This is a genomic window from Sulfitobacter sp. 1A15258 (assembly GCF_043557045.1).
Lineage (GTDB): Bacteria > Pseudomonadota > Alphaproteobacteria > Rhodobacterales > Rhodobacteraceae > Sulfitobacter > Sulfitobacter faviae.
Map to the genome: position 1 here is coordinate 21,645 of NZ_JBIFFK010000002.1, position 19,738 is coordinate 41,382.

18 protein-coding genes are annotated in these 19,738 nt (G+C 64.6%); 10 read left to right on the forward strand and 8 right to left on the reverse strand.

What is annotated here, in order from left to right; genetic code table 11:
• Nucleotides 1-21 precede the first annotated feature (21 nt).
• Nucleotides 22-708 carry a rhomboid family intramembrane serine protease gene (locus ACGYK9_RS04280; protein WP_271692362.1) on the forward strand — a complete coding sequence of 229 codons (687 nt, stop codon included), beginning with the start codon at nucleotides 22-24 and terminating at the stop codon, nucleotides 706-708.
• On the opposite strand, the gene murJ is transcribed toward ACGYK9_RS04280, so the two are convergent.
• From murJ to ACGYK9_RS04300, 4 genes are all read right to left on the reverse strand, one after another.
• On the reverse strand, nucleotides 705-2,246 hold the full coding sequence (gene murJ / locus ACGYK9_RS04285; RefSeq protein ID WP_394412620.1) for a murein biosynthesis integral membrane protein MurJ: 1,542 nt from the start codon (nucleotides 2,244-2,246) through the stop codon (nucleotides 705-707). The genes ACGYK9_RS04280 and murJ overlap by 4 nt on opposite strands.
• Nucleotides 2,247-2,356: 110 nt before the next feature.
• On the reverse strand, nucleotides 2,357-2,908 hold the full coding sequence (locus ACGYK9_RS04290; RefSeq protein ID WP_394412617.1) for a CHAP domain-containing protein: 552 nt from the start codon (nucleotides 2,906-2,908) through the stop codon (nucleotides 2,357-2,359).
• Nucleotides 2,909-3,032: 124 nt separating this feature from the next.
• Nucleotides 3,033-5,855 (reverse strand): [protein-PII] uridylyltransferase, encoded by a 2,823-nt coding sequence (locus ACGYK9_RS04295; RefSeq protein ID WP_394412614.1) that lies wholly within the window; start codon nucleotides 5,853-5,855, stop codon nucleotides 3,033-3,035.
• A complete protein-coding gene (locus ACGYK9_RS04300) occupies nucleotides 5,815-6,996 on the reverse strand; it encodes a penicillin-binding protein activator (protein ID WP_394412610.1) in 1,182 nt (393 codons plus the stop codon). Before ACGYK9_RS04300 ends, ACGYK9_RS04295 begins: the two co-directional genes overlap by 41 nt.
• Before the next feature lie 87 nt (nucleotides 6,997-7,083).
• Here ACGYK9_RS04300 and rsmI point away from each other — a divergent pair, with 87 nt between their 5' ends.
• The 4 genes from rsmI (at nucleotide 7,084) to ACGYK9_RS04320 (ending at nucleotide 10,317) form a co-directional block, all read left to right on the forward strand.
• A complete protein-coding gene (gene rsmI / locus ACGYK9_RS04305; RefSeq protein ID WP_394412608.1) occupies nucleotides 7,084-7,941 on the forward strand; it encodes a 16S rRNA (cytidine(1402)-2'-O)-methyltransferase in 858 nt (285 codons plus the stop codon).
• Between the two features lie 76 nt (nucleotides 7,942-8,017).
• Nucleotides 8,018-8,362, forward strand: a complete 345-nt coding sequence (locus ACGYK9_RS04310) for a YraN family protein (protein ID WP_276154079.1) — start codon at nucleotides 8,018-8,020, stop codon at nucleotides 8,360-8,362.
• 105 nt (nucleotides 8,363-8,467) lie between these two features.
• Entirely contained in the window at nucleotides 8,468-9,403 is a 936-nt protein-coding gene (gene gshB, locus ACGYK9_RS04315) for a glutathione synthase (protein ID WP_394412605.1), read from the forward strand.
• On the forward strand, nucleotides 9,400-10,317 hold the full coding sequence (locus ACGYK9_RS04320) for an alpha/beta hydrolase (RefSeq protein WP_394412602.1): 918 nt from the start codon (nucleotides 9,400-9,402) through the stop codon (nucleotides 10,315-10,317). The genes gshB and ACGYK9_RS04320 overlap by 4 nt, the downstream gene beginning before the upstream one ends.
• Here ACGYK9_RS04320 and ACGYK9_RS04325 read toward each other — a convergent pair.
• The 3 genes from ACGYK9_RS04325 to cobU all read right to left on the reverse strand — a co-directional run bounded on the left by ACGYK9_RS04325 (nucleotide 10,280) and on the right by cobU (nucleotide 12,969).
• The gene (locus ACGYK9_RS04325) at nucleotides 10,280-11,797 is read right to left on the reverse strand and encodes a YifB family Mg chelatase-like AAA ATPase (RefSeq protein WP_394412600.1); all 1,518 of its coding nucleotides are present in this window, start codon (nucleotides 11,795-11,797) and stop codon (nucleotides 10,280-10,282) included. The two genes, ACGYK9_RS04320 and ACGYK9_RS04325, sit on opposite strands and share 38 nt — an antisense overlap.
• Before the next feature lie 72 nt (nucleotides 11,798-11,869).
• Nucleotides 11,870-12,451 carry a histidine phosphatase family protein gene (locus tag ACGYK9_RS04330; protein ID WP_394412597.1) on the reverse strand — a complete coding sequence of 194 codons (582 nt, stop codon included), beginning with the start codon at nucleotides 12,449-12,451 and terminating at the stop codon, nucleotides 11,870-11,872.
• A complete protein-coding gene (gene cobU, locus ACGYK9_RS04335) occupies nucleotides 12,448-12,969 on the reverse strand; it encodes a bifunctional adenosylcobinamide kinase/adenosylcobinamide-phosphate guanylyltransferase (protein ID WP_394412594.1) in 522 nt (173 codons plus the stop codon). Before cobU ends, ACGYK9_RS04330 begins: the two co-directional genes overlap by 4 nt.
• A 98-nt stretch (nucleotides 12,970-13,067) precedes the next feature.
• On the opposite strand from cobU, the gene ACGYK9_RS04340 reads away from it, so the two are divergent.
• The 5 genes from ACGYK9_RS04340 to ACGYK9_RS04360 all read left to right on the forward strand — a co-directional run bounded on the left by ACGYK9_RS04340 (nucleotide 13,068) and on the right by ACGYK9_RS04360 (nucleotide 18,781).
• Nucleotides 13,068-13,946, forward strand: a complete 879-nt coding sequence (locus ACGYK9_RS04340) for an RNA polymerase factor sigma-32 (protein WP_067265311.1) — start codon at nucleotides 13,068-13,070, stop codon at nucleotides 13,944-13,946.
• Between the two features lie 81 nt (nucleotides 13,947-14,027).
• A complete protein-coding gene (coaBC, locus tag ACGYK9_RS04345) occupies nucleotides 14,028-15,221 on the forward strand; it encodes a bifunctional phosphopantothenoylcysteine decarboxylase/phosphopantothenate--cysteine ligase CoaBC (RefSeq protein ID WP_394412591.1) in 1,194 nt (397 codons plus the stop codon).
• Between the two features lie 9 nt (nucleotides 15,222-15,230).
• A complete protein-coding gene (gene dut / locus ACGYK9_RS04350; RefSeq protein WP_394412589.1) occupies nucleotides 15,231-15,683 on the forward strand; it encodes a dUTP diphosphatase in 453 nt (150 codons plus the stop codon).
• The gene (locus ACGYK9_RS04355; RefSeq protein ID WP_394412586.1) at nucleotides 15,683-16,720 is read left to right on the forward strand and encodes a HesA/MoeB/ThiF family protein; all 1,038 of its coding nucleotides are present in this window, start codon (nucleotides 15,683-15,685) and stop codon (nucleotides 16,718-16,720) included. The genes dut and ACGYK9_RS04355 overlap by 1 nt, the downstream gene beginning before the upstream one ends.
• A 48-nt stretch (nucleotides 16,721-16,768) precedes the next feature.
• Nucleotides 16,769-18,781, forward strand: coding sequence for a M3 family metallopeptidase (locus ACGYK9_RS04360; RefSeq protein ID WP_394412583.1), 2,013 nt, complete (start codon nucleotides 16,769-16,771; stop codon nucleotides 18,779-18,781).
• An 18-nt stretch (nucleotides 18,782-18,799) separates the two neighbouring features.
• Here ACGYK9_RS04360 and ACGYK9_RS04365 read toward each other — a convergent pair whose 3' ends face one another.
• Entirely contained in the window at nucleotides 18,800-19,738 is a 939-nt protein-coding gene (locus ACGYK9_RS04365; protein ID WP_394412580.1) for a 2-hydroxyacid dehydrogenase, read from the reverse strand.

Here is a 19,738-nt window from a genome sequence, read left to right on the forward strand (position 1 = left end):
GAACCCCGTCAAGGAGCGCCCATGCAAGACCCAGACCTCCAGCCCCCCGTGAACCCGCTGCCGCCCGCGGTTGTCATTCTGTTTCTGGCCATCGCCGGGGTCGAGGTGGTGCTCTCTTTGGCCGAGGCCGGGCTGGTGGGTGGCCCCGCTGCCGTAGGCTGGCGACTGGCGCTGGTGCGCGACTTTGGCTTTTCGGGGCTGATCTTTGACGCGATGATCGGGGCAGGCCAGTACCCGATCGAACATATCTGGCGGGTGGTGACTTACCCCTTCATCCATCTGGGCTTTACCCATGCAATCTTTGCCGTGGTGCTGCTTTTGGCCTTGGGCAAGATGGTGGCCGAGGCGATGGGACAACTGGCCTTTCTGGTGATCTTCGTGTTGTCGGGGATCGGCGGGGCGCTGGTTTACGGGGCGCTGTTGAACGATCCGGTTTGGCTCGCCGGGGCCTATCCCAATGTTTACGGGCTGATCGGCGGCTATAGTTTCGTGATGTGGCGGCGGCTGCTGGGTTCGGGCGGGCCGCAGTATCAGGCCTTTACGCTGATCGGGCTGCTGATGGGGTTGCAGCTGTTCTGGGGTATGTTTTTCGAGACTGGCTTTCTCTGGGTGGCGGAACTGGCCGGGTTCATCTGTGGTTTCGGGCTGAGCTTTCTGGTCGCGCCCGGGGAATGGGCGCGACTGAGGGCGCGGTTGCAGCAGCGTTAACCGCGGCGCATCGCCGACTCGAACTCGGACAGGCGGAAGGCGCCGATCAACTGGCCGATGCCGAAGTAGCTGACCGCGGCGATAACAAGCAGCAGCACCAGCGCCAGACCGCGCCACCACGGCAGGCCGAGCATCGGTTGCAGGGCCGCATTGCCCAGCCAAAGCGCGACACCCATGGCGGCCGAGGCGATGAGGATGCGCCAGATGCGTTTGTGGAACCGTGCGTCGAATTTGACGGCGTCGCCAAAGCGCCGCGCCCCGATGGCGAGGCAGGCAAACATCGTCCAGCCCGCCAGTGTCGTCGCGACCGCCGGGGCGATCCAGCCGATGAAGGGGGCAAGGCCGATGGCGAGCACCGCGTTCACCACCATGGCGATCACGGCGAAATGGAAGGGGCGGCGGGTGTCTTCGCGCGCGAAATAGACCGGTTGCAGGATTTTTTGCAGCACGAAGGAGGGCAGGCCGAGGCCGTAAACCATTACCGCCGTGGCAATCGCGGCGGTGTCGTCGACGCCCGAGGCGCCACGCTCGAACAGCACGGTAACCAGCGCAAAGGGGATCACGATCAGCGCGACCGACGAGGGGATCGTCAGCGCCAGCGAAATCTCGGCGGCGCGGCTGAGCGCGGTTTGCGCGCCTGCGTCGTCTCCGGCCCGCAGGCGGCGCGACAGGTCAGGCAGCAGCACGATGCCCACGGCGATGCCCACCACGCCCAAGGGCAGTTGATAGAGGCGGTCGGCGGCGAAGAGCCATGAGACGGCCTTGTCATATTGGCTGGCCACCAATTGCCCGACCACGAGGTTGATCTGCATCACGCCCGAGGCCAGCGCGGCGGGCAGGGCGATGACGATCATCGCGCGCATGTCGGGGGTCCAGCGCGGGCGGGAGGGGCGCAGCGGGAAACCCGCTTGGGCCGCGGCGCGCCATGTCAGCGCCAGCTGTGCCACACCGGCGACGGGGATCGACCAGATCAGCCAAAGCGCCACTTCGCCCCCGGTGAGCGCGGCGAATGTCATGGCGGCGATGACGAAGATGTTTAGCAGCACCGGCGCTGCGGCGGCCACGGCAAAGCGCCCAGTGGCGTTGAGGATGCCCGAAAACAGCGCAGACAGTGACATGCAGAGGATATAGGGAAAGGCGATGCGGCCAAAGGCGACCGTCATGTCAAAGCGCGGATCTCCGACGAAGCCTTCGGCGGTCAGCCAGACCAGACCGGGCATGAAGATCATGCCCAAAGCGGTCAGCGCCAGCACCACCAGCGCCAAGCCGTTGAAGGCATCGCGGGCGAATGTGCCTGCGCCTTCCTCGCCCTCCAGCTTTTTGGCGAACATCGGCACGAAGGCCGCGTTGAACGCGCCCTCGGCAAAGAAGCGGCGGAACATATTGGGCAGGCGAAAGGCGGCGACGAAAGCGTCCATGACAGGGCCGGGCCCGATGAGCGACAGCAGCAGCACTTCGCGCAGGAAGCCAAGCACACGGCTCAGCAGGGTCCAGACCCCGACAGTGAAAAAGCCGGACATAAGACGGATAGGTTTCATCGGAGGAGCCTTAAATTGCGCTGCGGTGATCCCTAGCGCGGGCGCTCATCCGGTGCAATCGCGGTGAGCGGTGCTGAATGGCCCCGCCCGCCGCTTTGGCAAGCCGGCGCTTATCCCCCCGTGGGGTAGATGAACCCGTTGATCGGATAGGTGCTGCCAAAGGCGCCGGGCTGGCTTTCCAAGCGCACGGCGGACCAGTCGTTGTCGTCGGAGACGTCGATCACCGCCATTTTCAGCGACACTTCGTTGCGCTTCCAATTAGCGTGATCCACCCGGATTTCGCGGGGTGAGACGATATCGGAAACCACAGCGATATGGCCCATCGGCATGGAGCGGGTGGCGCTGAAGGCCATCACAGCACCGACGACGGGATCATCGCCGCGCGGGTAAAGCCCCTTGGCCTTGCCCCACCATGTTTCCGCATTGCCGCGAATCTGGATGCCGCTGACATTGCGGGCGAAGGGCACGCACCAAACGCGCTGGCCCTTGGCGCGCATGTCTTTGGCGGTCTGCACGGCCATGAAATGCCGCTGGGGATCGATGCCGCCGAAATCATAGGTCTGCGGGATGTCAGGCGCTTTGGCGCAGGCTGCCGTGAGAAGAAGTGTGGCGCAGAGGGCCATCAGGCCCCGGTTCGGCAGTGCGGCGCGTGTCACGCTCATATGTCCCTCATTCATGGAATCCCGCCTCAGCGGCGGGTTGCAGGGATTTTGAGGATCTGATGCGCAAAGCAAAGCGGCCAAAGAGCGGGTGGCGAAAACCCGCCGATGAGGCGGAGGCGGGGGGCTAGCCCTCCGCCCGCTCGACCCCTGCGGCAATCGCTTCGCGCAGGCGTTTTTCCAAGGTGCGCTGCTTGGCCTCGGTATAGTATTTCAGGCCGAACATATCCTTGACGTAGAAGGTATCGACCACCTGTTCGCCATAGGTCGCAATCACCGCATTGGCGATATAGACATTCGAGGCCGCCAAGGTGCGCGTCAGATCATAGAGCAGACCGGGCCGGTCGCGGGTGTCGACCTCGATGATCGTGTAGATTTCCGAACCTTCGTTGTCGAAGGTGATATGTGTGGGCACTTTGAAAGCGCGCTCGCGCTTCTTGACCTTATCGCGGGATTTCAGCGCATCGCGGGCGACGATCTCGCCGCGCAGGGTCTTGAGGATCATCTCGCGCAGCCGCGGCAGGCGGCTGGCCTCATAGGGTTGATCTTCGCTGTCTTGAATCCAAAAAGCGTCAGTTACGAAACCATCCTTCGTGGTGTAGCTGCGCGCATCCACCACATTGGCGCCGACCAGCGCCAGCGCGCCGGCGAGCCGCGCGAAGATGCCGGGGTGATCGGCCATGACGAAACAGGCCCGTGTTGCGCCGCGGTCTTCGTCGGGGTGCAGATCAATGCGGATATCGTCATTGCCGATGTCGCGCAGCAGTTCCGCAAAGGCGACATGGGCGGTGACATGCAGACCCTGCCAATAGGGCGGATAATGGCGGGCCGTCTCGCGCTGGAGACGTTTGCGCGGCCAATCGGAGAGCGCGGCGCGCAGGGCTTTCTTGGCCTCCGCGCCCCGGTTTTCACGGTTGAGGTCTTCGAGCCCGGTTTCCAGCGCCCGCTCGGTCTGGCGATAGAGCGCGCGGATCAGCACCGCTTTCCAATTGTTCCATGTGTTCGGCCCGACGCCACGAATGTCGCAGACCGTCAACACGCAAAGCAGGTCGAGCCGTTTGACCGTCTGCACCGCCTTGGCAAAATCGCGCACTGTGCGCGGATCGGCGATGTCGCGTTTCTGCGCCATGTCGGACATCAGCAGGTGATAGCGCACCAGCCATTCCACCGTGTCGACCTCATCGCGTTTCAGCCCCAGCCGCGGTCCGATGCGCCGCGCCAGTTTCGCACCGATGATAGAATGATCCTCGGGCCGCCCCTTGCCGATGTCATGCAACAGCAGCGCCACATAGAGCACCTTGCGGTTCACCCCGCGTTTCAGGATCGAGGAGGCAACGGGCAGTTCCTCTTCCAGCTCGCCCTTTTCGATCCGGGCGAGGTTGGCGATACATTGGATTGTGTGTTCGTCGACCGTGTAGGAATGATACATGTTGAACTGCATCATCGCGACGATCGGCTCGAACTCAGGGATGAAGGCGCCCAAGACGCCCAATTCGTTCATCCGCCGCAGGGAGCGTTCGGGATTGCCGTGTTTCAACAACAGGTCGAGAAAGATGCGCCGGGCTTCGGGCGTGCGGCGCATGTCGTCGTCGATCAGCGCGAGGTTGGCCTTGATCAGACGCATCGCATCGGGGTGGATCAACATGCCTGTGCGCAGCGCTTCTTCGAAGATGCGCAGCAGGTTCAGCTTGTCTTGCAAAAACTCTTCATCGTCCTTCACCGCGATGCGGTTGTGGACCACCTGAAACCCCTCGCGGATTTTCGGGCGGCGGCGGAAGATGCGTTCCAGCAACGGTTCGGCCTTCATATGGGAGGCTTCGAGCCCGCTGACGAAGATGCGCGTCAGATCCCCCACCGCGGTGGCATGGCGGAAATAGGCCTGCATGAAAATCTCGACGCCCCGCCGGCCCCCGATGTCCTGATAGCCCATCGCTTGGGCGACCTGCACCTGCATGTCGAAGGTTAGCTGTTCCGTCGCGCGCCCGGCAATCAGGTGGAGGTGCCCCCGCACGGCCCAGAGAAAGGCCTCGGCCTCGCGGAAGGTGTCATATTCATCGGCACGAAACACGCCGAGATCGACCAGATCCGCGACCCGGTCCACGTCATGGATGAACTTGGCGATCCAGAACAGCGAATGCAGATCGCGCAGCCCGCCTTTGCCTTCCTTGACGTTGGGCTCGACCATATAGCGCTCACCCTGTTTCAGGTGGCGGTTGTCGCGCTCCTCCAGTTTCGCTTCGATGAAATCCTTTCCCGCGCCTGAGAAAAGTTCGTTCTTGAGCCGTTCGGAAAGCTCTTGCGCAAGGGTCACATCGCCGTCGATGAAACGGTTTTCCAGCAGGGCGGTCTGAATGGTGAAATCATCCGCTCCCAGCCGCAGGCAGTCTTCGATGGTGCGGGTGGCGTGGCCGACCTTCAGCTTCAAATCCCACAGGATGTAGAGCATCGATTCGATCACGCTCTCCGACCATGCGGTGGCCTTGTAGGGAATGAGGAACAGCAGATCGACATCTGAAAAAGGCGCCATCTCTCCCCGTCCGTAGCCGCCGACGCCAATCATGGCGAGCCGTTCACCCTCGGTCGGGTTCGGGTTGGGGTGCAGCACCTGCGTGGCGATCTGCAAGACGCAGCGCAGCAGTTGGTCGGTGAGATAGGTGTAGGAAGAGGTCATCGCCCGCGCATCGAAGGGCGATTCAGCAAAGCCTGCCGCGATGGCCTTGCGGCCCGCCTGCTGGGCTTCTTGGATCAGGGGAACGATCTCGGCCCTGAGGGCCGCGCCCTCCAGCGTGCTGTCGCGCTGGGCGAGGGCTTGCCAGATGGCCGTGTCGTCAAAGATTTGTTCGGGCGCGCAAATCAGGCGCGGGTGTCGACGCGCGCCTGTTGTTGTTGTCGGTTTCGCGAGGTCCAATTCAGAAACCAGCCCCGCCAAAGCCGCGCGGTGCCGGGTCAAGCACGACGACGCGGTTGTCGCGGATCGTGGCCACGGCCAAGGCGCGTTCGTTGGTGCCGTCGCGGCGCAGGCGGAAGATGCCGCTGGCGCCTTGGAAACCCGCCCCTTGGGTCAGCGCGGCCCCGGAAAGCGCGTTGGATTTGCCGCCCTTCACCAAGGAGCCGATTGCCGCGATCCCGTCAAAGGCCAGCCCGGCCAGCGGGTGCGGATCACTGCCATAGGCCGCGGTGTAACGGTTCGAGAAGGCACCGCTCGCCGCCCTGTCGGGCAGGGCAAACCAGCCGCCCTGAACGCCGGGCAGTTCCAGCGTTTGGGCGGGGATGTCCCAACGGGTCAGGCCGACATATTGTGTGGTCGCCGATTGGATGCCGGCCTCGGGCAGAAGCTGCGCGAAAAGCGGCAGAGCACTGGCCGAGGAGGTGGTGAGGAAGAGCGCATTGGCGCCGCTGCTTTCGATGGTCGCTTTGACGCGCGGCACGGCGGCCACGACCGACTCTTGGCTCAGCGCGTAATCGACGGTGCCCGCCAGCGTCGCGCCATTGGAGCTGATCGCTTGAACGATGGCGTCGCGGCCCAGTTGACCGGCGAGGTCCTGACCGTGCAGCACGACCATTTTGTCTTTGCCGTTGCGCTTGGCAAAGCTCACCAACCGGTTGGCGGTATTGGCAAAGGTCGGCCCGAGCACGAAAACATTGCCGCCCGCGATGGTCGGGTTGTTCGAGAAGGAGATCACGTTGACCCCGGAGGAGGCCACGGCCACCCCAGCCGCATTGGCCGCTTCGCCGTAAACCGGGCCGAGGATGATCTTGGCCCCTTCATTCACCGCCTGCGCGGCGACGGATGCGGCTGTGCTGGCATTGCCCGCAGTGCCATAGACGCGCAGGTCGATCTGGACGCCATCCAGATCGCGCATCGCAAGACGCGCGGCGTTTTCGAGGTTCTTGGCCAGCAACTCATCACCGGCCGTGCCGCCCCGCGGAACCAAGAGCGCTACGGGGACGGGGGCCGCAGGGTCAATGCGCGGGCCGCCGGAATTGGCGCCGCCCGTGGCGACAGGCTGACAGGCCGCCAGCAGGACCGCGAAGAGCGGCAGCAAGAGCAGGTGCATCTTCTTGCGGATGGCGCGGAAACAGGCAATCATTTGTATTCACTCCCCGGTGGTGGCAAGACGACGATGGTCGCCGGAACATGGCCGCGATCATAGTGACTGCGAAAGGCGGGTCCAGCGTTGAAATTTGACAAGACAGAGCTAGCCCCGGGACTTTATTTCGTGGGCGTCCCCATCGGCACCGCACGCGATATCACGTTGCGCGCGCTCGACACGCTGGCCTCGGCGGATCTGCTGGCGGCAGAGGACACGCGCAGCCTGCGGCGGCTGATGGAAATTCATGGGGTGCCGCTTGATGGGCGCAAGGTGCTGGCGCTGCACGACCACAGCGGCACATCGGTGCAAGAGCGGCTGATCGCGGCCATCCGCGAGGGCAAATCGGTCGCCTATGCGTCGGAGGCGGGCATGCCGCTGATCGCCGATCCGGGGTTTGAATTAAGCCGCGCCGCAGCCGAAGCGGGCGTGATGCAGACCTGCGCGCCGGGACCATCGGCCGTGCTGACCGCGCTGGCCTTGGGCGCCCTGCCGACGGATGCATTTTTCTTTGCGGGCTTCCTGCCTAATAGTAAATCGGCCCGGATCGCGGCGCTGGAAAAGCTGCGCGATGTGCCGGGGACGCTGGTATTTTACGAATCGCCCAAACGGCTTGGCGCCATGCTGCGCGATGCGGCAACCGCACTGGGCGCGGGGCGCAAAGCGGCGATGTGCCGGGAGTTGACCAAGAAATTCGAAGAGATTCAGCGGGGTACCCTCGAAAATCTCGCCGAGCTTTATCAAGCGAAGGCGCCAAAAGGCGAAGTGGTGGTGCTGATTGATCGCAGCCGTTCAGACTCTGTTAATCACCTTGACCTAGAAACAGATTTGCAACGGGCGCTTACAGATATGTCGATGCGTGACGCTGTCGATTTGGTGGCGCAGGCCCATGGTCTGCCACGGCGGCAAGTCTATCAGGCGGCATTGGCGCTCGGCAAAGGTTAAAACATGGGTCGGAGCAATGAAAATGGCGCAGGGAAATACGGGGATACGAACTGCGGCCAAACGCCAACGGGGGCGCATGGCATATCACGCTGGGATCGCTGCCGAGAACCGCATCGCGCAAGACTATGAAAGGCGCGGTTTTGCCATCGCGCGCCGCCGTTGGCGGGGCCGCGCTGGTGAAATTGATTTGATCCTGCGCGATGGGGCTGCCTTGATCTTTGTCGAGGTGAAACAAAGCCGTAGTTTCGCGCGGGCCGCCGAAAGCCTTTCGGCCCGACAGATGCAGCGCATCTACCGCTCCGCCGAGGAATTTCTTGCTGGCGAACCTGCAGGAAGCCTGACCGAGGTGCGCTTTGACGTGGCGCTTGTCGATGGGCAGGGGGCCACCGAAATCATCGAAAACGCCTTTGGCCACGGCTGACCCATTGCGCATAGGCCCCTGCTGCGCCATCTAAGAAGCGATCCCAGAAGCCTGCACCGTCGGTCCGGGTCGGATCACGACAAAGGTAAGCAGCGGGGGACGCCGATGAAAATCGCCTTTCAAATGGACCCGATCGGGGACGTGAACATCAATGCCGACAGCAGCTTTCGGCTGGCCGAAGAGGCGCAGGCGCGGGGGCATGAGCTGTTCTTCTACACGCCCGACCATCTGGCGTACCAAGAGGGGCGGATCACCGCGCGGGGCTATGACTTTACCGTGCAGCGCGTGCAGGGCGATCACGCCCGGTTCGGAGCAGAGCGTGAGGTCGATTTGGCGGATTTCGACGTGGTCTGGCTGCGCCAAGACCCGCCTTTCGACATGCATTACATCACCTCAACCCATCTGCTGGACCGGCTGAAAGACACGACTTTGGTGGTCAACGATCCTTTCTGGGTCCGGAACTACCCTGAGAAACTCTTGGTGCTCGATTTCCCCGATCTGACGCCGCCCACCACGATTGCGCGCGATCTTTCAACCATCAAAGCCTTCAAAGCGAAGCATGGCGATGTGATCTTGAAACCGCTTTACGGTAATGGCGGGGCTGGTGTGTTCCGGCTGGACGCCAATGACCGCAACCTCACTTCCCTGCATGAATTGTTCACCGGCTTCTCGCGTGAGCCGCTCATCGTTCAGAAATTCCTGCCTGCCGTGTCCAAGGGTGACAAGCGCGTCATTCTTGTGGACGGGGAGCCGGTGGGCGCGATCAACCGCGTCCCGGCGGAGGGTGAGACACGGTCGAACATGCATGTCGGCGGGCGGCCTGAGAAGGTCGGGCTGACCGAGCGCGATCTGGAGATCTGTGCGGCCATCGGGCCATTGCTCAAAGAAAAGGGCCAAATCTTTGTCGGGATCGATGTGATCGGTGACTATCTGACCGAGATCAACGTGACCTCTCCCACCGGCATTCAAGAGCTGGAACGGTTCGATGGCGAGAATATCGCCGGAAAAATCTGGGAGGCGATTGAGGCCAAGCGCGGGTGAGCCTGCGCCAGCATCTTCTGAACCGCTACCTGCGTCTGACAGAGAAACCTTTGCTGGCGCATGCAAACCCGCAGTTCCTGCGGGCCACGATGGAGATGCAGGCGCGGCTCTTTTTCAAAGGGCCGCGCGAGGTGCATGCGGAATGGCGTGATCTGCCGGGGGCGGGATCGGCGCTTTGGCTTACGCCGCCTCAGGCCTCGCAAGGGCGTGTGATCCTCTACGTTCATGGCGGCGGGTTCGTGTTTGGCAGCCCGGAGACGCACCGGGCGATGGTCGCGCGCCTATCCCTGCTGACCGGCGCGCGGGCGGTGCTGCCGCGCTATGCGCGCGTGCCGGAAGCGGCCTTTCCCAAACCTGCGCAAGACATCCGCGCGGCGTGGGATGCGCTGTGTCAAATGGGCATCGCGGCGGGGGACATCGTGATTGGTGGCGACAGCGCGGGCGGCGCGCTGGTTTTCGATCTTTTGGCGCAGCTTTGTCGCGAGGGGGCGGCGCTGCCTGCTGGCGCCTTTGGGCTTTCCCCCTTGTTGGACCTGACGTTTTCAGGACCAAGTTTCACTCAGAATGCCGAACGCGACGTGTTGTTGCCCGCCGCCCGCGCGACGGAAATGGCGCGGCTCTATCTTCAGGGGCAGAATGCGGAGAGCCCCCGGGCGAGTCCCATTCTCGCGGATTTCAAAGGCGCACCGCCCGTCTGGCTCACCGTAAGTGACAGCGAAATCCTGCGTGATGACAGCCGCCGATTGGCGGCCCGTCTGCGCGAAGCGGGCGTGTCAGCCAGTTTGCAGGAAGTCCATGACCTGCCACATGTCTGGCCGCTGTTTCAGAACCACCTGCCCGAGGCGCGGCAGAGCCTCGCGGCCCTCGCCGATTGGATCAATGCCCTGCTGCCGGATCGGGAAGACGAAAGCTGATCGCCTCGGCCATATGGGGGCGGCGGACCTCGGATTCCCCCGCAAGATCGGCGATGGTGCGCGCGACACGCATGACCCGGTGATACCCGCGCGCTGACAGGGAGAACCGTTCCGCTGCGCGCAGAAGCAGCGCGCGCGCTTCGGCATCCGGGCTGACGACGGTTTCAAGCAAGTCACCCGCCGCATCAGCATTGGCCGAAATCCCGTCATGCGGCGCGTAGCGCGTGGATTGAAGCGCCCGCGCGGAGGCGACCCTTGCCGCGACCTCGGTCGAGGTTTCTCCGTTGGCGGGCAGGTTGAGGTCGCTGTAGCTGACGGGCGGCACGTCGACGCGTAGGTCGAACCGGTCCATCAGCGGGCCGGAGATACGCCCGAGATAGTCTTCGCCGCAGGCCGGGACACGGGCGCAGGCGCGGGCCGGGTCGGGCAGGTAGCCGCATTTGCAGGGGTTCGCCGCCGCGACGAGCATGAAGCGGCAAGGGTATTTCACATGGGCATTGGCCCGCGCGATCATGACCTCGCCAGTCTCGATCGGTTGGCGCAGGGTTTCGAGGACCGTGCGGTTGAACTCGGGGAACTCGTCCATGAACAACACGCCGTTATGGGCCAGAGATGCCTCCCCCGGTCGCGCCTGCCGACCGCCGCCGATGATGGCGGCCATTGAGGCCGTGTGATGCGGCTCACGAAAAGGGCGGCTGCGGGAAATGCCGCCCTCATCCAGCAGCCCGGCGAGGGAGTGGATCATTGAGGTCTCCAGCGCCTCGGATGCCGTCAGCGGCGGCAGGATGCCGGGCAGCCGCGCGGCCAGCATGGATTTCCCCGACCCCGGCGTGCCGACCAGCATCAGGTGATGCCGCCCGGCGGCAGCGATTTCCAACGCGCGTTTGGCGCGTTCTTGGCCCTTAACCTCGCGCAGGTCGCGGCCCGCCAATGCGAGGGGCACCTCGCCCGGCTCGGCGGGGGCGATCGGTACTTGCCCAGTGTAGTGGCGCACCACGTCGCCCAGATTGGCGGCGGCGATGACCTGTGTCTTGCCCACCCATGCGGCCTCCGCCCCCGACCCTGCGGGGCAGAGCAGGCTGCGGTCCTCGGCGGCGGCGGCCATGGCGGCGGGCAGGGCGCCGACAACGGGCATCAGCGTCCCGTCGAGCGAAAGCTCCCCCAAGGCCACTACATTCTGGGTGATGTCATCGGGCAGGATATCGAGGGCCGAGAGCAGTGCCAGCGCGATGGGCAGGTCGAAATGGCTGCCTTCCTTGGGCAGGTCGGCGGGGGAGAGATTGACGGTGATGCGTTTGGACGGCAGCGCGATGGCCAAGGCGCTGAGCGCCGTGCGCACCCGGTCCCGGGCTTCCGAGACGGCCTTGTCCGCTAGCCCCACGATGGAAAAGCCCGGCAGCCCGGCGGTGACCGCGCATTGCACCTCGACGATGCGCGCGTCGACCCCTTGAAATGCGACCGTATAGGCCCGCGATACCATTACCCCTGCTCCGTCTTGCTATGGTTAATCGGTAGGCAAGACGGGTTTAGGAATGGTTAACGGCACTGTGGGTCAGGGCGTATGATTGATCCCTTCAACCCGCCATTGGCCGTTGTCGTGGGACAGATGCGTCACCGAGAGGTTGTCGATCTTATGGGCCATCGCCTCCAGCGGGCCGCCACCTTGGGCCTGCTGCACTTGCGTGAGGATGACGCCGAAATGGGCCACGGCGATCACATGGGCATTGGGGTGGGCGGCGTTGATCTGTGCCACAACTCGGTCGACGCGCGCCTTGGTCTGGTTCCAGCTTTCGCCCTCGGGGGCCATGACATCGCCGGGGGTCTCCCAATAGGCGCGGCTGAGGTCCGGGTCACGCGCGGCGACTTCGGAGAAATGCAGCCCGTCCCAAGCGCCGAAATGCAGCTCTCGCAGCCCATGCTCATGGGGCAGGCGGCGGCGGGAGGGCTGGGCCAGCGCATCCGCCGTATGCACAGCGCGGATCAGGTCCGAGGAGACGAGCAGCGCCTCATCCGGCAGATGCAGGTTCAACCGAGCCAGTCGGGGCGCATCGGAAAGGTCCGCCGGGACATCGCGCCAGCCGACGAAGTTCTTCTCATAGGTCGGGCCATGACGCACCCAGTGCCAAGTGGTCATGGCATTTCCCCTTTTAGCAGTTGCGGCAGGCCGACGACGACCTGCACCACGGTCTCTGCCTCGGCGGCCAAGGCGATGTTCAGCCGCCCCTGCGCCTCGCGGAATTGGCGGGCCATGGCGTTCTCGGGCACGATGCCTTGGCCGACCTCGTTCGAGACCACGACCCAATGCGCGGCGCAGCCCCGCAGGGCCTGCAAAAGCTGCGCCTGCGCGGCCTCCAGATCGCTGCCTTCTATCAGGTGATTGCTCAGCCACATGGTTGCGCAGTCGATCAGCACGATTTCGCCGGCGGGCAGTTTCGCCAGTGGTTCGGTCAGATCGAGCGGGCATTCGACGGTACGCCACCCCGCATCGCGCCTTGCTTGATGCTTGTTCACGCGTTCTTGAACTTCGTCATCCCAGATGCGACCGGTGGCGAGGTAAGTCTTTGACATGCCGCTGGAATTTACGAGGGCCTCTGCCCATTCCGACTTGCCCGAGGCCGCCCCGCCTAGGGCAAAGGTAGTTCTAGGCAACATCTTCTCACCAAATATTTGAACCAAATGGCATGTCTCTGCGTATCTCCACCAAAGGCCCATCACAAGGTGCGCCGCGCATTTCTCAAGGGGGATACCAAATGTCATTGCAAACCGCTCGCGAATTTTCACTCACCCGCACCGCAATGAAGGCCGAATTGCTCGATGCCGAAACGGAGTTGGAATTGGCCTATGCGTGGCGCGATCACCGGGATGAGGCCGCGTTGCACCGTTTGATCACCGCATACATGCGTCTGGCGATTTCGATGGCCGGCAAGTTCAAGCGTTACGGCGCGCCGATGAACGATCTGATCCAAGAGGCCGGTCTGGGCCTGATGAAAGCCGCCGACAAATTCGACCCCGACCGCGGCGTGCGTTTCTCGACCTATGCGGTCTGGTGGATCAAGGCGAGCATTCAAGACCATGTGATGCGCAATTGGTCGATGGTGCGGACAGGGTCGACCTCTTCTCAGAAATCGTTGTTCTTCAACATGCGCCGCGTGCAGGCCCGGTTGGAGCGTGAGGCCACGGCCATGGGCGAGACGCTGGACAAGCACCAGCTGCGCCAGATGATCTCGACCGAAATCGGCGTGCCGCTGCATGATGTCGAGATGATGGAAGGCCGCCTGTCGGGCTCGGACTATTCGCTGAACGCCACGCAGAGCGCTGAGGATGAGGGCCGCGAGTGGATCGAAGCGCTGGCTGATGAAAGCGCGCAAGCGGCGGAGCGTGTCGAGGAAGAGCATGACACGGCGCAGTTGCGGAACTGGTTGCTGGCGGCAATGCAGGGCCTGTCCGAGCGTGAGCAATTCATCGTGCGCGAACGTAAACTGCGGGATCCTGCGCGTACTTTGGAAAGCCTAGGCGATGAGCTTAGCCTCAGCAAAGAGCGGGTCCGCCAGCTTGAGGCCGCGGCCTTTGGCAAGATGCGCAAGTCGCTTGAGATGCAATCGCGTGAGGTCTTTGCCTTTCTGGCCTGACCCCGCATTGCGATGCCCGCCGGGGCTGGCAGATTTCCCCGCCCCGGATTAAGGTCTCCCTAATGCAAACGGGGGGTCTTTATGCTGTCGGGCAAACATATTCTGCTGATCATCGGCGGCGGCATTGCCGCCTATAAATCCCTCGATCTGATCCGGCGTCTGCGCGAGCGTGGGGCCAAGGTCACACCGGTCCTGACCCGCGCGGGCGAAGAGTTTGTCACCCCGCTTTCTGTCTCTGCCCTGACCGGGGTGAAGGTCTTTCGCGATCTTTTCGACCTCGGTGATGAGGCCGAGATGGGGCATATCCAGCTCAGCCGCGCGGCGGACCTTTTGGTGGTTGCCCCCGCCACGGCAGACCTGATGGCCAAGATGGCGCAGGGGGCGACGAATGATCTGGCCTCGACCTTGCTTTTGGCCACTGATACGCCGGTGCTGCTGGCACCTGCGATGAACGTGCGGATGTGGCAACACGCCGCGACGCAGCGCAACATCGCCACCCTGCGCGGCGATGGCATCGCCATGGTCGGACCGAACGACGGTGACATGGCCTGCGGCGAATACGGGCCGGGGCGGATGGCCGAACCGCTTGAAATTGTCGCGGCAGTCGAGGCGCGGCTGGGGCAGGGGCCGCTTGCGGGCAAGCGCATCCTCGTCACCTCCGGCCCCACCCATGAGCCGATCGACCCGGTGCGCTATATCGCCAACCGCTCTTCCGGGGCGCAGGGCACGGCCATCGCGCGGGCGCTGGCGGTTCTGGGGGCCGAAGTCGTCTTTGTCACCGGTCCCGCCGAAGTCGCCCCGCCCGAGGGCGTCGAGGTGGTGCCGGTGCAAACGGCGCAAGAGATGATGCAGGCGGTAGAGGCTGCACTGCCCGCCGATGCCGCTGTCTTTGCCGCCGCGGTGGCCGATTGGCATGTGCAGGGGGCAGGGGACCGTAAGCTGAAGAAATCGAAAGACGGGCTGCCCAGCCTGACTTTCGCGGAAAACCCCGACATCCTGAAGACCATTAGCCAGCGCGGCGAAGGCCGCCCGCCGCTCGTCGTAGGCTTCGCCGCCGAGACGAACGACGTGCTAGCCCATGCCACCGCGAAACGGGAGCGCAAGGGCTGTGACTGGATCGTCGCCAATGACGTCTCCCCCGCCACCGGCATCATGGGCGGGCGCGAGAATGCCGTGACGCTGATCACCGAGGCCGGGGCCGAGGACTGGCCGCGCATGGGCAAAGATGCCGTGGCCGCCCGTCTGGCCGAACGTATCGCCGCGGCACTTGCCTGAGGGGGCGCTATGACCACGATCAAACTCTGCTGGGCCGAGGGCGCGGACCGCAGCCTGCCATTGCCCGCCTATGAAAGCGCCGGGGCCGCGGGGGCGGACCTGCGGGCCAATCTGCCCGGCGGCGCCGTCGATCTGGCCCCCGGCGCGCTGGCGCTGATCTCCACCGGGTTGCAGATGGCGATCCCGCAGGGGTTCGAGGTGCAGATCCGCCCGCGCTCGGGTCTCGCGCTGAAGCATGGGATCACCCTGATCAACAGCCCCGGCACCATCGACAGCGATTATCGCGGCGTCGTGGGGGTGATCATGGGCAATATGGGGGCGGAGGCCTTCACCGTCGAACATGGCATGCGCATCGCCCAGATGGTCGTGGCCCCGGTGGTGCAGGCGGGCTTTGATCTGGCCGAGCGCCTTGATGAGACCGCGCGCGGCGCGGGCGGGTTTGGCTCGACGGGGGCGCAGTGATGCTGGCTGTTTTGATTATCGCGGCGGCGCTTTGGTTCGGCGGCGGCTTCCTTGGCCTGCCGCGCGGGCTGCGCGCGGGGCTGATCGGGCTGATGTATCTGGCGCTGGTCGCCCTGCATCTGCTGTTTCCGGCCACCCATCCGCTGCGGCTCGCCACCGGCGGCAGCGCCGCGCCTTGGCTGCTCTTGGGCGGTTTCGTTGTGCTGGTGCTGCTCTACCGGCAGGGGCTGGCGACCCTGCGCGCGCGCGCCACGCCGGACGCGCCGACTGAAGCCCCCACCGCGGGCCGTTTTTCGGAGAGTGAGTTGAACCGCTACGCCCGGCACATCGTGCTGCGTGAGGTCGGCGGCCCCGGGCAGAAGGCACTGAAGAACGCGAAGGTGCTGGTGATCGGTGCGGGCGGTCTCGGCGCGCCGGTGCTGCAGTACCTCGCTGCGGCGGGCGTCGGTACCATCGGGGTGATCGACGACGACGCGGTCGAGAACGCGAACCTGCAACGGCAGGTGATCCACAAGGACGCCGCCATCGGCATGCCCAAGGTCTTTTCGGCCGAGGCCGAGATGCTGGCGCAGAACCCCCATGTCACCGTGCGCCCCTATCACCGCCGTCTGACCGACGAGATCGCCGAGGATCTGGTGGCCGACTATGACCTCGTGCTCGACGGGACCGACAATTTCGACACCCGCTACCGCGTGAACGCGGCCTGCGTCGCGACGGCCACGCCGCTCATCTCGGGGGCACTCAGCCAATGGGAGGGGCAGCTCAGCGTCTTCGACCCCGCCCGCGGCGCGCCTTGTTATCGCTGTATCTTCCCCGAAGCGCCGGCGGCGGGGCTTGCGCCTTCCTGCGCCGAGGCCGGGGTCATCGGCCCGCTGCCCGGTGTGATCGGCACGATGATGGCGCTGGAGGCCGTGAAGCTCATCACCGGGGCGGGCAGCGTGCTGCGCGGCGAGATGATGATCTACGACGGGCTTTACGGCGAGACGCGCAAGATCGGCCTCAAACGCCGGGCGGGCTGCGAAACCTGCGGCGGGTGATTGCAAGTCACCCCGGCGCGCCCCATCTTGGGCGCAAAGGAGACCTGCATGACCAACCCGCTTCTGACCGATTGGGAGACTCCCTTCGGCATCGCCCCCTTTGACCGCATTTCCGACAATGATTTCGCCCCCGCTTTGGAGGAGGCGCTCACCGCCCACCGGGCCGAGATCGACGCCATCGCCGAGAACCCCGAAGCCCCCAGCTTCGCCAATACCATCGAGGCGCTGGAAGCCTCCGGCGCGGCGCTCGACAAGGTTCTGAGCGTCTTCTTCACCGTGGCGGGCGCGGACAGTAACCCGGCGCGCGAGGCACTGCAGCGCGACTTCTCCCCCAAGCTCGCCGAGCATCAATCGGCGATCTCGGGCAACGAGAAACTCTTCGCCCGCATCAATGCCGTTTGGGAGGCGCGCGACAGTCTCGACCTCAGCGAGGAACAGGCCCGCGTGCTGATGCTGACGCACCGTGGCTTCGTCCGCTCAGGCGCCGCGCTGACGGGGTCGGAGGCCGAGCGCATGAAAGAGATCAAGGCGCGGCTGGCGGTGCTGGGCACGCAGTTCACCCAGAACCTGCTGGTGGACGAGCGCGACTGGTTCATGCCGCTGTCCGAAGACGATCTGACCGGCCTGCCGGATTTCGTGATCGACGCCGCCCGGGCCGCGGGCGAAGAAAAGGGGGCCCGAGGCCCGGTGGTCACGCTGTCGCGCTCGCTCATCACGCCCTTCCTGCAATTCTCGGACCGCCGCGACCTGCGCGAAAAGGCGTTCCGCGCGTGGGAAGCCCGCGGGGCCAACGGCGGCGAGACCGACAACCGAGAGATCGCGGCCGAGACGCTGGCCCTGCGCAAGGAGCGCGCTAAACTCCTCGGCTACGACAATTTCGCCGCCTACAAGTTGGAAGCCGAGATGGCGAAGACCCCGCAAGCCGTGCGCGACCTGCTGATGTCGGTCTGGAAACCGGCCAAGGCGCAGGCCGACGCCGATGCCGAGGTGCTGACCGCGCTGATGCGCGAGGACGGCGTGAACGGGGCGCTGGAGCCTTGGGACTGGCGCTACTACGCCGAGAAGCGGCGCGCGGCGGAGCATGATCTCGATGAGGCGGCGCTGAAACCCTATTTCCAGCTCGACCGGATGATCGACGCGGCCTTCGACTGCGCCAACCGGTTGTTTGGGCTGGAGTTCGCGGCCCTCGACGTGCCGCTCTACCACCCCGATTGCCGGGCGTGGGAAGTGACGCGGGACGGCCAGCATGTAGCGGTCTTCATCGGTGACTATTTCGCGCGCGGCTCGAAGCGTTCGGGCGCGTGGTGCTCGGCGATGCGCGCGCAGGCGAAGTTCCCGCGCGCACAGGCGCCGGTGGTGATTAACGTCTGCAACTTCGCCAAGGGCGATCCGGCGCTACTGTCCTACGACGACGCCCGCACGTTGTTTCACGAGTTCGGCCATGCGCTGCACCAGATGCTCTCGGATGTGACCTATGAAAGCGTCAGCGGCACCTCGGTGGCGCGCGACTTCGTGGAGTTGCCGAGCCAGCTTTACGAGCACTGGCTGGACCAGCCCGAGGTGCTGCAGAAATTCGCGACCCATGCGCGGACGGGCGAGGCCATGCCGCGGGAGATGCTCGACAAGGTGCTGGCCGCCGCGACCTTCGACATGGGCTTTCAGACGGTGGAATATATCGCCTCCGCCCTTGTCGATCTGGAGCTCCACGACGGCGAACCACCTGCCGATCCGATGGCGAAACAGGCCGAGGTGCTCCGCAGCATCGGCATGCCGCAGGCGATCCGCATGCGCCACGCCACCCCGCAGTTCGCACATGTCTTCTCGGGCGATGGCTATTCCAGCGCCTATTACAGCTACATGTGGTCCGAGGTGATGGACGCCGACGCATTCGCGGCCTTCGAGGAGGCTGGCGGGGCTTTCGATGCGGAACGCGCCGAGGCGTTGGAGGAGCACATCCTTTCGACTGGCGGCAGCCGTGATCCGGCGGAGCTTTACACCGCCTTCCGGGGGCGTCTACCGGGGGTCGAGGCGCTGCTCAAGGGGCGCGGGTTGGCCGCCTGAGCCTTGCCGCGTCCGGGGTCAATATCCCCGGTCGCGGTCCACCAGATGTAGCAGGGGCTCGCCGGCCTCGCGGCGGCGAATGTTCTCGGCGATGACTTCCGAGGCCGTGTCGTTGCGCGTGGCCGCGGCGATATGCGGGGTCACGGTCACCTTCGGATGCGCCCAATAGGGATGATCCTCGGGCAGCGGCTCTACCCGGAAGACATCGAGCGTTGCATGGGCGATCTGCCCGCTATCGAGAGCTGCCAAGAGCGCATCGTCGTCGATCAGCGGCCCGCGACCGGGGTTGATGATAAAGGCGCCCTCGGGCATTTGCGCCAGCGTCTCGGCATTCAGAACGTTCTGCGTGGCGGGCGTGTCGGGCATCAGGAGCACGGCGATCTCGGCGCGTTTGAGCGCCTCCGTCAGACCTTCGTCGCCATGCAGGCAACGTACCCCCTCGATCTGCTTTTCGCTGCGCGACCAGCCGGTCACGTCAAAGCCCAGACCCACCAGCGCCTCGGCCACCGCTTGCCCGAGCGCGCCGATGCCCAGCACCGCCACGCTGCGCTCGCGGGCCAGCGGCGGCGTGCGCGGCGCCCATTTGGCATCCTTGCGCAGGATGTCGGTATCCATCCCCAGATGATGGCGCAGCACGTGGCCGGTACACCATTCCACCATGCCGTGGGTCAGGCCGAAATCGACCATCCGCGCCAGCGGGATCTTGAGCGTCTCGTTGCCGGTGATCGCCTCCACCCCAGCCCAGAGGTTCAGCACCGCCTTGGCGCGGGTGTAGGGGGTGAAGTCCTGCAAATCGCTGTTGGGGGCATAGACGATATAGTCGACCTCTTCGGGCGGCAGGTCGGTGGCCAGCGTGAAATCCTGCCCCGGCAGTGCCTTGCGCAGCGCTTCGTTCAAAGGCTGTTCGTAGCCGTCCCAGCGTTCGGCTTTGGCGGCGAAGAGAATGTTGATCGTCAT